We start from the raw sequence: 13,585 nt of genomic DNA on the forward strand, positions 1-13,585 counted from the left end.
GGAATTATTCCCTTCCAGAGAACCTGCCGAAGCGGAGCGCGAGCGTGGGCATGACGAGGAGGTTGAGGGCTGTGGAGGTTATGAGACCTCCCAGAATCACGATCGCCATGGGCCCCTCGATCTCGTGCCCCGGCGCCCCGCTGTTGAGTGCGATAGGCAATATACCCATACCGGTAACCAATGCGGTCATGAGAATGGGGGTGAGCCGCTCAGAGGCGCCGCGGAGGGCCGCTTCCAGTCCCCAGTTCATCCCTTCGATAGAGACCAGGTGCTCGTAGTGCGAGATCATCATGATCGAGTTGCGCAGGGTGATTCCGAAGAGGCTCACAAAACCGACCAGCGAACCGATTGACAGGCCGTTTCCGGACAGCAGAAGCGCACACACTCCTCCCACTAACGAAAAGGGCAGATTCGCGAGGATGAGGGCGAGGTTGCGGTAGTTGGCGAACATGATGGAGAGCAGCAGGATAATCCCAAGGCCCACCAGCAGCGAATGCATTATCAGGTCGCGCCTCGAAGCCGCCTCCGCCTCCGCCGTACCCGTGAATTCGAGGTAAGTCCCTGCGGGCATGTGAACGGTTGCGGCGATCTTCTGTTTCGCCTCATCAACGAAGGAATGGACATCTCTCCCGGAGACGTTGCAGGTCACGGCCTGCACGCGCCGGGCGGCATCATGCTGGATCGCATAGCGCCCGGACGTCTCCCGGATGTCGGCAAGCCGGCTCAGGCGGACAAAGCTGCCGGTCGGGCTGTGGAGAGGCAGGTTACCCACCTCGGCGATGTTGTTCCTATCACGAGGGTCAAGGATTACCGTGACGTCGAATACCCGGTTCCCGGCGTATACCTGGCCGACGGTCGCCCCCTGGTAAGCGGTCTGGATGACGTCCAGGACCTCAACGGGGTCGAACCCCCATTGTGCGAGGTCCTCGGATCGGAGCCGGATGAAGAGCTGCGGAGTTCCGGGCGGCGACTGCGCCTGGACATCCTCAGCCCCCCGGATGGCGCCCAATTCTTTCACCACTTCCTTTGCCTTCACGTCCAGCACCGAAAAATCATCCCCGAAGATATTGACCACCACCGCTGCCGTATATCCCGAAAGGGTCTCCTCAATGCGCTCGGTGAGGAACGTGTTCACCACGAAGTTCACCCCGACAAATTCCGAGAGCGCCTTTCGTATTTCGTCCTGGGCGGATTCTGCCTGTTCACCGCTGAGCGGTTTCATGTCCACCTCGAGCTCGCTCGAGTGCGTCCCGAAAATATCGTCCGCCTCCGCTCTTCCCACGCGCTGGGCAACCGTCGCCACATAAGGGGTTTTCAAGAGAGCGAGGGTCGCCTGCCGGCCTATGTGAAGCGACTGTTCGATCGAAGTTCCCGGGGCGGCAGTCATGTGGACCAGGAAATGTCCCTCGCGGAGCTCGGGCAGGAATTCCCCCCCGAGCAAAAACAGCCCCGCGGCGCCTATGATCGAACCGATCCCCACCGCGCCGATGACCGCACGGGGCGAGCGCTCGACCCGGAGAAGCAGTGCGCGGTACCTCTGCTTCGACCAGCGCACCATCAAAGGCTCTTTTTTCTCCAGCTCGTGGCTTCCCAGCAACAGGAAACACATGACAGGGGTTACGGTGAGGGCGACGATCAGGGAGGAGAGTATGGCGAAGATATATGCGATACCGAGCGGGGAAAACAGCCGTCCCGCCAGGCCGGACATGGTGAGCACGGGGACGAATACCAGCGCCACCGCGAATGTCGCGTACACGACCGCCCCTTGCATCTCAAGGGACGCGTCATATATCACCTGAAAGACAGGCCGCGGGGTGGCCAGATAACGGTTCTCCCGGAGCCTCCTCAACGTGTTCTCCAGGTTGATGACGGCATCGTCCACCACCACGCCGATGGAGATTGCCAGCCCTCCCAGCGTCATGATATTGAGGCTGAAGCCGAAGTATTCAAGCACCGTCACCGCGGTCAAGAGCGACAAGGGGATGGCGACGACGGAGATAGATGCGGTGCGAAAGTTGGCCAGGAAGAGAAACAGTATCGCAATAACGAGGGCCGCGCCGATGAGGATCGAGATCTTCAACCGGTGCATCGCCGTCTCGATGAAATTCGCGGCGCGGAAGAGCTTCGGATAAATGGCGACGTCTTGCGCGCGGAGCATTGGGAGGAGCTCTTCCAACGAACGCTCAACCCCTTTTGTGACGTCGAGGGTGTTTGCGCCGTACTGTACCCACAGATTGAGGATCACCCCTTCCTTCCCCATAATGGAAGCCGCGCTGATGGGCGGGGCCGGGGCTTCTGTGACGCGGGCGACATCCCCTACGGTGAGGTTCATCACCGTTCCGGAATCTCTCCCTGCCACCAGGGCGCTCCTGGCGAGCTGTTCGGCGTTGAGCGACTGCCCCTCGGTTTGAATGATGATATGCTGGTTCGGGGTATCGATGAAACCAGCCCCCCTGACGCCTGTGGCTTTGCGTGCCGCCGACAGCAGGTCGTCCATACCCAGGTTGTACAGCTTCAGTCGGTCGATGCGCGGCTGGATCTGGAACTCTTTTATATCGCCGCCGAACACCGCGACCTTGGCAACGCCGGAGACTGCCAGGAGGCGTTGTTTGACCGTCCAGTCGGCCAGCGTCCTGAGATCCATCAGCGAGCGCGTATTCGAGGTCAACCCGATCGTGAGCAAATCTCCCGTGGACGAAGTGAGGGGAACCATTGCCGGGGCAGGGAACCCCTCGGGCAATTTTCCCACCAGGGTCGTCAAACGCTCGGCGATCACCTGTCGGTTCAGGTAAATGTTACTGCGAGGGGAAAAGTACATCGTGATCACCGAGAGCCCCTGAATCGAGTCCGATCTGAGTGACTCGAGCCCCGGCACGCCGTTGAGGGCGTTTTCAATCGGCTGGGTCACCAGGGCCTCCACCTGTTCGGGGGCGAGTCCCGGGGCCATCGTCTGGACGGAGATCTGCGGCGTCGCGAATTCCGGGAAGACGTCGTACTTTGCTGTCGACAAAATATAGGCGCAATAACCGAGCCAGGCGCATGCCAGCGCGATGATCACTCCCCGGAAACGGAGTGAAAATCGGACAACAGCGCCTAAAATCCCGCCCTGTGTGGCATTCATCTATTCGGCGACCTCGATAATTGTGTACTGGGAGAGGAACTCTTCCGATAAAAGCAATTGTGCGCCCTGCACCACGATGGAATCACCCGGCGCGGATTCGCCCGCGAGAAACCATCCGCCCGGCGAGGGCATTCCCGTGGAAATCTCACGGCGGATAAAATGAGTCTGATCTTTTTGGACGTATATCCATGCCTTCCCCTCCCACCAGACAACTGCCGATTCGGGGATCAGCGCACCCTGATTTTCCGGGCCGGCCGGGAGATGCACGGTTATTGTCATGCCGGGGATGAGGCAACCGGGCGCCGCCGGGGAGAAATAAAAGAAATTCCTCGTGCCGGAAATGGGGTCAATGAGCGGGACGGAGGAGATAAGCTCTATCGGTACCGATATATCGCTCGCTGCGTTAACCCGGGCTGGCGTGAGCGGCGCTGACGAACGCTGGTCGGCAGGCGCTGCAATCTCGATGATCAAATCCTTTCCTTCGGCAACCCGGTCAAGTTCTTCATGGTGATCACGTATCCAGCTCACCACGCCATTGCCCCACTGCGTACGGGCCTCAAGATCGAGGGCCTGGAGACGCGCCCTGGCGGCGCGCAGATTCTCCTCCTCCCCGCTCACTGTATTTTCTGCTCTGCGAAGATCTTTTCGAGCGGCGCCCTCTTCCCCCTGGTGCGGGCTTTTCATTCGTTCTAAGGTTTGTCGCGAAGAGGCAAGGGACAGGCGGGCCTTTTCCAACACGAGTGAGGACTTTGCATAGCGGTCCCGTAACTCGCGCAGCGGCTGGGGGTCCCTGACAATCCCATAGAGACTGCGGTCATTCCGGTACGCGGTAGGAGCTGGTGTTCCCGCGATGATCCCGCTGTTAGTTCTCGCATCTGTATCAATGGTGATGAGAGCGGCGCCATTTTTAACTGATACCCTTTTGGCTCTTTTCTCGCCCTCATCAGATGCTTCTTCGGATGCGTGTCCCGGCTTGTGGCCGGCCCTGCTCCACATCAGAAGCGCGACGATGCATGCCGCTGCGGCATATGATGCAATTTTTTTCCGGCGCTTCGAGAGTTCCATAACCCGCCTTCTTTTCCTCCTGATCGCGCTGTTCATCGTGGAACAAGATAGACACCGAGTTGCGAGAAACGAGAAACTAGAAACGCGTGATTGTTTTCACGTCTGCGTTCATCCTGTTTCATTTTTTACTGAACTGTATCTTTCGTGGATTTAACTCTGGCACAGGCGGAGGTGGGCCCGGCGTGCAAAATGACAGGCCGGTTGCCGCCTCAAGCTGCGCAACCGAACGCGGGAGCTTGCAGAAGGCGGCGATCCTCGAGAGCCTGGCCGAGTGTACCTGCTGGTGCGCAACAAAAATGGCAACACGTTGCACCTCTCCCGGTCGGGTCATCGCACAGATGAAGTTATATTGCTGCTCCTGCTGGCGCAGGATTCCACCAGCGATCTCCAGCTCCCGTCGTGCGTTCTCATATCCCGTACAGGCCTGTTCGATCTCCCCAATCGCCTGAGACTGCAGGGAGGTGAATCGTGCCGAGGCCTCTTCGAGCCTGGCACGGGCTTCGGAAACCGGGCCCTGGTTGCGGTCGAAGACGGGCAGCGGCACGGAGGCTGAAATACCCCATTTATCCAGACCCTGGTCCCATTCAAAACCGGGCCCGAGCTGGATATCCGGATATCTGGCGGCCAGTTCCGCTTTGAGCGCTGATTGGCTCGCGCTGTATTCCGCGAGTGACGCCAGGACATCCGGCCGGCTGCGGAGGGACTGGTATTGAAGAGTGCGGCGATTCAGGTGGAGCTCGATATCTTCCGGAAGATCGAAAGAGATGGTGATGCCTTCGAGCGCGGTGTGGGATACACCGACAGCGTTCGCGAGTTGGACACGGGCATCGGCCCGTTGCTTTTGCCCCTGCGCGAGCGCGAGACGTGCTTCGCTGAGTAAGAGGCGCGCCCTTGTCACCTCGAGGGGAGAGAGCTCTCCCTCGCGAAGCCGTTGTTGGAGAAGCCTGTCGTTCTCTTCATAAAATGCGACATTCTGTTTCAGCAGCGCTTCTGTGTGCATTGCCTCATAGAGATTGATCATATTCACGCAGACGCGCGTCTGCACATCACTCGCGGTGTGCCGGATGTTCAGGCGCGCGGCTTCGGAGAGGCACTCGGCTTGCGCGATACGGTTGCGGCGCTTGCCGATGGCCTCAATGGGGAAAAACAAGGTAGATTCCGAGACCGAAACAGGTGTATCAGGTTCCGGGTTCGAGACATACTGATAGCGGGTATCCGCGGTGGGGTTCGGTCGTCTGGATGCCGTCGTCACTCCCCCCTTGGCTTGAGCCCATCGGGCGCGTGCGATATCGAGATCGGGATGGTAATAATACGCGACCAGGGTGAGGGTTGTCAGATCCCAACTCTCCGGGGGCCATGGGGAGATTTGACGGTGCAGGCTCGCCTCGATGAATTCTCCGAGACGGGGATTATCCAGCGTGCGGGTTTCAAAGTCCGCATACATCAAAGAGGAGGGAGTGGGACCTTGCTCGATCATTGAGCAGCCGGTGACCAGTGTAAGGACAAATAAAAGCAAAATCTTTCTCATAGAGCGGAGTATCCGGGATGCCTGAATGACATTATCGGTTGAATATGAGCAACCTGTCCCCTTCTTGGCCCAGGAATCTTATGGGCGTTCTGACCTTTTCCCTGACTCCTTCGATATCATCCTCGTCAATTAATGTGAAGAGGCGGCCCTCTGAATCCCAGAGCCTGTAAAAGTCTGAATAGCCGAGGAACCACGAGGATTGATCACCCTGCATGCTCCCAAACTCAAGGTCACCCCCCACATCAACGCAGATAACCCGTCTCTCCGTATAAAAAGGCAAATCCTGCGCATAGAAGCCGTAGGTGCATACCTTGTCCTCCGGCCGCGCTCTTTCCTTCACGATCAGCGCGAGCTCTTTAACGGATCTTTCGCGGATCATTGCATGGAGGATATGGTTCGGGCCGACCACTCCCTCCATGTGCGTCATCAGGCACAGGCCGAGCAAAAGGCACACCATACTAGAATTTCTAATAGAGGAAGTTACAAATAAGGCCTCCACGAGGAGCAGGAGCGCGTATACCGCGCCGCCGACAGCGCTGAGGTACCGCGTATGCCCGAGGAGGGGATACGAGAAGACCGCGGCGGCGCCGCTCAGGAGAATAACTTGAAGAAAGCGCGCTTCCTTCTTGAATGATCGACAGCCCTCATCCATGAGGGCGGACAGGGTTTTCCCCGTGAGGATCGCCATCGCCGGGAAGGCGGGGAGGATATAGGTGACCAGCTTTGAGGCTGAGAGTGAATAAAATAGAATGATGGCGCCGGCCCACACCGCGAGGAACAGATCGGAGTCATGCTCCGTATTTTGAGTTTTACGGATTACCCTGGAGGCGGCTGCGGGGAAGAAACACGACCATGGGAACATGCAACCGAACAGGACAGGGATAAAAAACCAGAAAGGTTCGTAACGATTGTGGGAGGTGGTGAGGAAACGCACCAGATGCTCTCGAACAAAGAAGAACCGCACAAACTCTGGATTCCTGACGGAGACCAGGATAAACCAGGGTGCGCATATCAATAAGAAGAGCGCCGTGCCGGTGGCGAGCCGCAGCTCCTTTAACAGTTTCCACCGCCGTGAGAAGAATAGATAAATAATAAATATACCGGCGGGCAGCACGACCCCGATGGGCCCTTTCGCCAATACCGCGAGAGCCATGCATGCGTAGGAGAGGTGGTAGTAAAAAATTGCGCGCGGCTCGCCCTCGCGCGACGCCAGGAGCAAGAAGCCGAGGCCCGAGGTCATGAGGCAGGTGAGGGTCATATCAATAATATTGAGTCTCCCCTGGACGAGATAACCAACGGAGGTTCCCAGGATCAGTGCGCTCAGCAGCCCGGCCCTCCGGCCGTAGAGCTTCCGCGCTATGAACCAGGTGAGAAGAATTCCCGCAAGGCCGGCGAGCGAGCTGAAAAAACGAACCGCGAATTCGGTGTGTCCGAACACATGCAACGACAGAACGTTCAGCCAGTAGTACAGGGGGGGTTTGTCAAAATATTTTACATAGTTAAGGTGGGGAGTGACAAAATCACTGAGCTCGATCATTTCCCTTGGGATCTCGGCGTATCTGGCCTCATCGGGCTCTACGAGCGGATTTTGCCCAAGGCCGTAAAAAAAGGAAAATCCGAATAACAGCAGGAGGATCAGGATATCCACACTGCGCGGCATCTCCCTCGCGCGAAGGAAGGAATAAGCGATATTCAGGGGAGTTCTGATCACATTCGCTATCGACATACCCTTGCCTCATGATCTGGCGGATGCTTCGACGATGGGGATGATACTACACAAACATTACCACGAAATGACGGGAAAATTATCTTTTGGTAATGTGCGAACAACGATCAGCTTACTGGGGATACACGCGCGATGGTTATGGTGAAAGAACTCCCGGTGCCGTGGCTGCTCGTTGCGGTGATTTCTCCGCCATGTGCCCGTACGATCGCCTGGGCGAGGCTGAGCCCAAGCCCATTCCCCGGCGTGGAGCGGCTTTTGTCTCCACGGTAGAAGCGCTCGAAGACATGGGGCAGGTCCCGTTGATTTATTCCGATGCCCGAGTCGGCGACAGAGATGTGCACATTCGTGCGATTAGCTTTGGCGGAAATTGCCAATCGCCCCCCCTCGGGGGTATATTTTATGGCATTGTCTACCAGGTGTGCTAATGCCCGTTGGAGACGTGATAAATCACCCAGGGTGAAAAGCGTTTCCGGTGGGACATCAATGTCAAAAAGGATACCCTTATCTTCCGCAAGGGGGCGGAATAATTCATGAGCGGTCTTGACAAGGGTGGTCAAATCGACGAGGGTTTTCGGTAATGTGGCAGATCCCGATTCAGTTTCTGCAATTTCCAGTGTGGTATTGATCATTCCCATGAGACGGTCGCATTCTTCAATAATTATTCCCGTCATTTCCTGATATGCATCAATGTGCGGTGGGGCGGTCAATGTCGTCTCAGCGATGCCGCGAATCCGCGTGAGCGGGCTGCGGATATCGTGCGCGATGCCGTTGGTCACTTCTTGTAGCTCTGTGACAAGCGACTGAATCCGCTCCAACATGTTGTTAAACGCCGTGGCAAGATCGGCAATCTCCCTGCCTTCGTCGCCGAGTGCGACGCGCAGGGCAAAATCCCCTTTCCCAATGCGCGTCGCGAACCGTGTAACGCGTTCAACGCCGCGCATGGCCTTCTTGGCCATATACAATCCCACGACGCCACCGAGGAGCAGCATCGCGGAGATGCCGGTCTCGAAGATTATTCGATAATGCGCAATCAGTTCATCATCGTCCTTGCGCGTATAACCAATTTGGATGACGGTGCCGCGAGCCGCTTTCTTGTATATGACTCTGGTGTCGTGAGGGTGGCCGGGCAGAGAGATGGTTTTGAACAGCGCGGTATCCGAACGCAGGTTCGCCCATTCGGGGGGCATGGGATCGAGCCCCGTCCATCCGCTCAGATCAGAGGAAATGCATTCCGCGGACCGGGGGGAGAGAAGCCTGAAGAACACCCTCTTCGTGCCCTCCGACTCCGCTTCCCTGCGGAATTCATCCCCCAATGCCGCAGCCCCTTGGGTCTGATAGATGATTTCGAATTCTCTTGCTTCATTGAGGAGGGACTCATCCATCCGCTGGCTGAGATTTGTTTTCAGCATGGCATAAATGATGGTGAAGGCGGTGAGTGATAATACGGCGAAGAGAGCCGTATACCATAGCGTGAGACGAGAGGAAACACTAGAGAGCATGATGCGCTTTCTCCTCGATCACATAACCGACACCGCGAATGGTATGGATGAGCGTGGGCTCGAACGATCGGTCGATCTTATCTCGGAGGCGGCAGATTCGCGCCTCAATGATGTTCGTGTGGGGGTCGAACTGATAATCCCACACGTGCTCCATGATCATTGTTTTTGAAACGACCCGTCCTGTATTGCGCATGAGATACTCAAGCAGCGCGAATTCCCGTGGCTGAAGCTCGATTTCTTTCTCCGAGCGGAAGACTTTCCGCTTGAGGAGATCGATCGTCAGGTTGCCCACCGTGAGGCTCGTTGGTTCGGCGACGGACGTGGCCCTGCGAATGAGGGATTGAATACGCGCCAGCAACTCGGAGAATGCAAAAGGCTTGACGAGATAGTCATCCCCTCCGGCGTGGAGGCCTGTGATACGATCATCGACAGAACTTTTTGCACTGAGGACGATGACGGGAGTCTTGTTCTTTCTTTTTCGCAGTTCATTCACCAATGCCAGCCCGTCCATTTTGGGGAGCATGATATCGACCACGGCGGCATCATAGGATTGTGTGAGCGCCTGATGCAGGCCCGATTCGCCATCAGTGGCGTGATTCACAATAAAGCAGGCCTGTTTCAGACCCTTGATTATGAAAGATGCCGTCCGCGTATCATCCTCAACGAGGAGAATTCTCATGCGCATCCTCAACTGTGTGGCTATACGTTGGCAGGTTTTGTTCTAGGATAGCACAATGCGGCACGCCTGTCGATTTATCGCATGCCCGGGAGTGCGGAGGAATGGAGCAGATCGTTATGAGCGACAGAAATGGTTCCATGTTGACTCCGACCTTCAATTTTCGTTCCTGCTTTTGATAGAATGTCGGTAATTTACAAGACGCGAACCCTGAAACATGTTCGGCGAGCAATGAGAGTTGGCCGCGGGAACAACGGTACGATAGGCGGTTATAGATAGTGGATCGGCACGGAGGAACGCAAATGCGCAAGACGGTGCAAATTCTCGCGGGGCTCGCCGCTGGCGTCCTCTGCGGGCTGTTTTTTGGAGACATGTGCCGGGTCCTCGAGCCCGTCGGGACCGCCTTTATCAAGCTCATGCAGATGGCGGTGATCCCCTACGTGGTGGTGTCGCTGATCGGCAGCATCGGCGATCTGAACAAGTCGGAAGCCAAAAAGGTCGCGCGGAAGGGCGGGTTGCTCCTGGTATCCCTCTGGATTCTGGGAATCGTCATTTTCTTTTCCATGCAGTTCGCCTTCCCGCCGCGGATGAGCGCCTCATTCTACAGCGCAGGCGAGGTCACCCGTCCGGAGCCGGTCAACCTGGTTGACACCTTCATCCCCGCCAACCCGTTCAGGGCCCTCGCCGACGGGATACTGCCGGCGATCGTCCTCTTTTCAGTCTTCCTCGGCGTCGCGCTCATCGGGGCGAAAGAAAAAAAACCGCTCCTCGATATACTTGGCATCCTTACGGCGTCCCTGTCCCGCATCATGGGATTCATCATGGCGATCGTGCCGTACGGCGTCTTCGCCGTCACCGCCCACGCCGTGGGTACGCTCTCGTTTGAGACGCTCTACCTGCTCCAATTTTTCTGCGAGTCCTACCTCGTGCTCAATCTGGTTTTGATATTTGCCGTTCTCCCCCTGTTCCTCTCCCTCTTCACGGGCTTCCGCTACAGGGATATTATCTACGCATGCGGCGGCGCGCTGGTCCTCTCGTTCTCGGCGCAGAAGACGTTTATCGCCCTCCCCCTGATCGAACGGGGCGTGCGGGAGCTCTTTGCGAAAGATCAGGCCGGGGAGGCGAAGGCGGGCACCTATGCCGAGGTGCTGCTCCCCATCGCCTACAACTTCCCCACCTATGGCGACTTCGCGCCATTCCTGTTTGTCATTTTCGTGGGCTGGCTCTATGATGCACCGCTGAGCATCGCCCGACAGCTCCACTGCGCCCTCGCCGGCGTTTTCAGTTTCTTCGGGTCCTCAAAAGCGGCCGTCCCTTTCTTGCTGACGCTCGCGCGCCTGCCGGAGGACGCGTATGAGCTGTACATCAGTTCCTCCGCGCTCAACAGCCATTTCGGCGCCGCGCTTTCGTGCATGTTCCTCTTCTCATTCACCGCAGCCTGCGTCGCCCTTCTTTCGGGCGCCTTCAGGGTGCGGCTGCGGAGGGTTGTATCCACCGCCGCTGTCCTCATCGTCGTGCTCGCAACAGCCATCGCGGGCCTTCGACTCGGCTTCTCGCACCTGTTGAGGGGCGCCTACCGCGGCGATGAGGCCGTGGCGGGGAAGGAAATGCCCACGCTGGCAGACGGTACGAGGATCTCCGATACGGTATCAGCGAAGGTGTATCGCACCATCGAGGAGTTCAGATCGCAGCATCCGCATGGGGATGATGACTCTCATGACGTCCTCGAACGCATCAAGGATCGCGGCGCGCTGCGCGTCGGCTACAACGAGGACGCCCTCCCCTTTGCCTTCTTCAACAAGAAGAGGGAGCTCGTCGGCTACGACGCGCAGATGGCATATGAGCTGGCATCTTTCATGGGCGTCCAGCGGGTGGAGTTCATCCCCATCATCTATGGGGAACTTGACGAAGCCCTCAACAGCGGACGATGCGATATCATCATGGCCGGTGCCGTCATCACTCCGGAGCGGCTCAAGAAGATGAAATTTTCTTCGTCCCACATGACGTCGCACCTCGCATTTGTGGTTCCTGATTATCGGAAGGATGAATTTTCTTCGCTGGAAGATGTCCGCGAGAGGAATGATGTGACAATTGCGGTGATGAAGGGGACAGCCAGCGAGGAGATTCTGCCTCACCTGTTCCCGCGGGCGCGCGTCGTCCGGCTTGATGCCGACAGGGATTTTTTCTCAGGCAAGAAAGGGGACGCGCTCCTCACGACAGAGGAGGAGGGAGCGCCCTGGACACTCCTGTACCCGTTCTATCGCGTCGCCGCGTTCGGACCGCACGAGGGCGCAAAGTATCTGCACGCATACCCGGTCGCGATGGATAGCGATGAATCATTCCTGCGCTTCGTGAACGCCTTCCTTGACATGCAGCGGGCGCACGGAGCGCTCCAGCAGAAGTACGAATACTGGGTCCTGGGGAAGAACCCGTACAGGAAGCGCCAGCGCTGGTCGGTGATAAGGGATGTGCTGCACTGGGTGAAGTAGGTGATGAGCGGCAAAAAGGGAGATGTGCCCCCATCATCTGCATGGGAAGAGTTCCCAGAGACGTATGTAGCAAGATATTCTGTGACGCCCCTGTACGAGGCTAATTACTTTGCGGTAGCTTCTGTTCTCAGCGGTACCACTTCTCCATTTATGACAAAGTTCTCCCCCGTAAGTCTGCTTACGACATAAACAAGATCTTTGACGGCCATGTCCCCCATGTTAAGCGAAGCCATCAATTGTCTCTGATCAGTGTCGTAAAAAACCACAGCCTTCTCTTCACCGCGGACCGGCTGAATAGAGCACATTGTGGTGATTGTTATTGCGGCAGCGATGAGCACGGTGCTTTTCATGAGACAACCTCTTTTCGCAACTTCCGCAATATTGCCCGCCATGTTGTCTAAGCGGGGGGCATGTTGTATTTCCCATAGCAGATATACGCGGCAAAAATCTTTTTGTTTGCTGAAAACTGCAATAAAAGCTGTTCTGGCATCGTGGTCTCTAGACGCTTTATGTAATATACAGCCGATCAACTGGTTATGATGCAAATTTGCACCTTGCAAGATATACGCCATAACTCTTTCTTTTGAAGCTGGTTGCATAAAGCGTCTACAATATCTATAGACGTTTTACGTAACTGCCTGCTGGTGAACGAATTGCAGTGCAAATCGATCACACCGTAAAAATGCAGGAATAAATTTCTCCTCTGCTTCGTCTAATGATATGGAGAGTGTAAAATGCCCTCATATGCCAGGAGATATCAATTGGAGAGGTCGCTGATTTACCACGCGTTCAACAGGAGCAATATGCGCGTTCCCATTTTCCACACGGATGATGATTACCTCCATTTTATGAAGCTATTGAAAAAATATAGCGAGAGGTTCTTTTTAAAAATATACCACTGGGTAATTCTCTCAAACCATTTTCACATTTTATTTCAACTTAAGGATGCGCTGATGGTTCCAAAAGTTATGGCGGGGCTGGATCGCTCGTACACGCACTATCACCACAGAAATTATGGAAGCTCCGGCTTCCTCTGGCAGGGCAGGTTCAAACTTCAGGCGGTGCAGAAAGAACGTTACTTGATTGCATGTGGCAGGTACATCGAGAGGAATCCGGTGCGCGCGGGATGCGTTCAAAATGCGTGGGAATATCCATACAGCAGCGCGCGCTTTTACTGCATGGGGCTATCGGACAACATCACAAGCGAGGATCCCGCATATGAGGGATCCGGACTCGACCGTGCTCAGAGATCGCAGGGTTATCGCAATTTTCTGCAAGACGATGATGCAGCTGAGGAATCGCTGTTTCGCAATAATGAAGCACCTCTGGGTGATGAATGGTTTGTGGCACGCTTGCAGAAAATAGCCGGCCGCTATTATCCTCAGCGAAAAGGAAGATTGCGGAGGGAAGATTGTCGCATGGCGAGATGATCGCATGGTGATACAGTTGAAGAGCGTTATGGAATGAGAGGTGATACCATG

Annotated in this window: 9 protein-coding genes; 2 read left to right on the plus strand and 7 right to left on the minus strand. The window is 56.3% G+C overall.

The genetic code is table 11. The annotated features are described in order from the left end of the window. Positions 1 to 4: 4 nt before the first annotated feature. From NTX71_11530 to NTX71_11555, 6 genes are all read right to left on the minus strand, one after another. Positions 5 to 3,121, minus strand: a complete 3,117-nt coding sequence (locus NTX71_11530; GenBank protein MCX6340529.1) for an efflux RND transporter permease subunit — start codon at positions 3,119 to 3,121, stop codon at positions 5 to 7. Then, on the minus strand, positions 3,122 to 4,186 hold the full coding sequence (locus NTX71_11535; protein MCX6340530.1) for a hypothetical protein: 1,065 nt from the start codon (positions 4,184 to 4,186) through the stop codon (positions 3,122 to 3,124). It abuts the gene before it with no gap. 118 nt (positions 4,187 to 4,304) lie between these two features. Next, positions 4,305 to 5,714 (minus strand): TolC family protein, encoded by a 1,410-nt coding sequence (locus NTX71_11540; protein MCX6340531.1) that lies wholly within the window; start codon positions 5,712 to 5,714, stop codon positions 4,305 to 4,307. A gap of 31 nt (positions 5,715 to 5,745) precedes the next feature. Further along, positions 5,746 to 7,440, minus strand: a complete 1,695-nt coding sequence (locus NTX71_11545; protein MCX6340532.1) for a glycosyltransferase family 39 protein — start codon at positions 7,438 to 7,440, stop codon at positions 5,746 to 5,748. Between the two features lie 107 nt (positions 7,441 to 7,547). Next, on the minus strand, positions 7,548 to 8,939 hold the full coding sequence (locus NTX71_11550) for a HAMP domain-containing sensor histidine kinase (GenBank protein MCX6340533.1): 1,392 nt from the start codon (positions 8,937 to 8,939) through the stop codon (positions 7,548 to 7,550). Continuing rightward, positions 8,929 to 9,618 carry a response regulator transcription factor gene (locus tag NTX71_11555; protein MCX6340534.1) on the minus strand — a complete coding sequence of 230 codons (690 nt, stop codon included), beginning with the start codon at positions 9,616 to 9,618 and terminating at the stop codon, positions 8,929 to 8,931. Before NTX71_11555 ends, NTX71_11550 begins: the two co-directional genes overlap by 11 nt. Before the next feature lie 299 nt (positions 9,619 to 9,917). Between NTX71_11555 and NTX71_11560 the strand changes: the two genes are divergently transcribed. Next, complete coding sequence (locus NTX71_11560; protein MCX6340535.1) at positions 9,918 to 12,104, plus strand: cation:dicarboxylase symporter family transporter; 2,187 nt, start codon at positions 9,918 to 9,920, stop codon at positions 12,102 to 12,104. A 104-nt stretch (positions 12,105 to 12,208) separates the two neighbouring features. Here the strand turns inward: NTX71_11560 and NTX71_11565 are convergent, their stop codons facing one another. Further along, positions 12,209 to 12,676, minus strand: coding sequence for a hypothetical protein (locus NTX71_11565; protein ID MCX6340536.1), 468 nt, complete (start codon positions 12,674 to 12,676; stop codon positions 12,209 to 12,211). 162 nt (positions 12,677 to 12,838) lie between these two features. Between NTX71_11565 and NTX71_11570 the strand changes: the two genes are divergently transcribed. Further along, on the plus strand, positions 12,839 to 13,534 hold the full coding sequence (locus tag NTX71_11570; GenBank protein MCX6340537.1) for a transposase: 696 nt from the start codon (positions 12,839 to 12,841) through the stop codon (positions 13,532 to 13,534). Positions 13,535 to 13,585: the final 51 nt, after the last annotated feature.

This window comes from Candidatus Auribacterota bacterium (assembly GCA_026392035.1).
In the GTDB taxonomy this organism is placed as follows: domain Bacteria; phylum Auribacterota; class Tritonobacteria; order UBA1439; family UBA1439; genus JAPLCX01.

What these genes read in the sequence shown, in the direction of transcription:
- NTX71_11530 (MCX6340529.1), bottom strand. Translation starts at nt 3,121, where the DNA reads ATGAATGCCACACAGGGCGGGATTTTAGGCGCTGTTGTCCGATTTTCA.
- NTX71_11535 (MCX6340530.1), bottom strand. Translation starts at nt 4,186, where the DNA reads ATGGAACTCTCGAAGCGCCGGAAAAAAATTGCATCATATGCCGCAGCG.
- NTX71_11540 (MCX6340531.1), bottom strand. Translation starts at nt 5,714, where the DNA reads ATGAGAAAGATTTTGCTTTTATTTGTCCTTACACTGGTCACCGGCTGC.
- NTX71_11545 (MCX6340532.1), bottom strand. Translation starts at nt 7,440, where the DNA reads ATGTCGATAGCGAATGTGATCAGAACTCCCCTGAATATCGCTTATTCC.
- NTX71_11550 (MCX6340533.1), bottom strand. Translation starts at nt 8,939, where the DNA reads ATGCTCTCTAGTGTTTCCTCTCGTCTCACGCTATGGTATACGGCTCTC.
- NTX71_11555 (MCX6340534.1), bottom strand. Translation starts at nt 9,618, where the DNA reads ATGAGAATTCTCCTCGTTGAGGATGATACGCGGACGGCATCTTTCATA.
- NTX71_11560 (MCX6340535.1), top strand. Translation starts at nt 9,918, where the DNA reads ATGCGCAAGACGGTGCAAATTCTCGCGGGGCTCGCCGCTGGCGTCCTC.
- NTX71_11565 (MCX6340536.1), bottom strand. Translation starts at nt 12,676, where the DNA reads ATGGCGTATATCTTGCAAGGTGCAAATTTGCATCATAACCAGTTGATC.
- NTX71_11570 (MCX6340537.1), top strand. Translation starts at nt 12,839, where the DNA reads ATGCCCTCATATGCCAGGAGATATCAATTGGAGAGGTCGCTGATTTAC.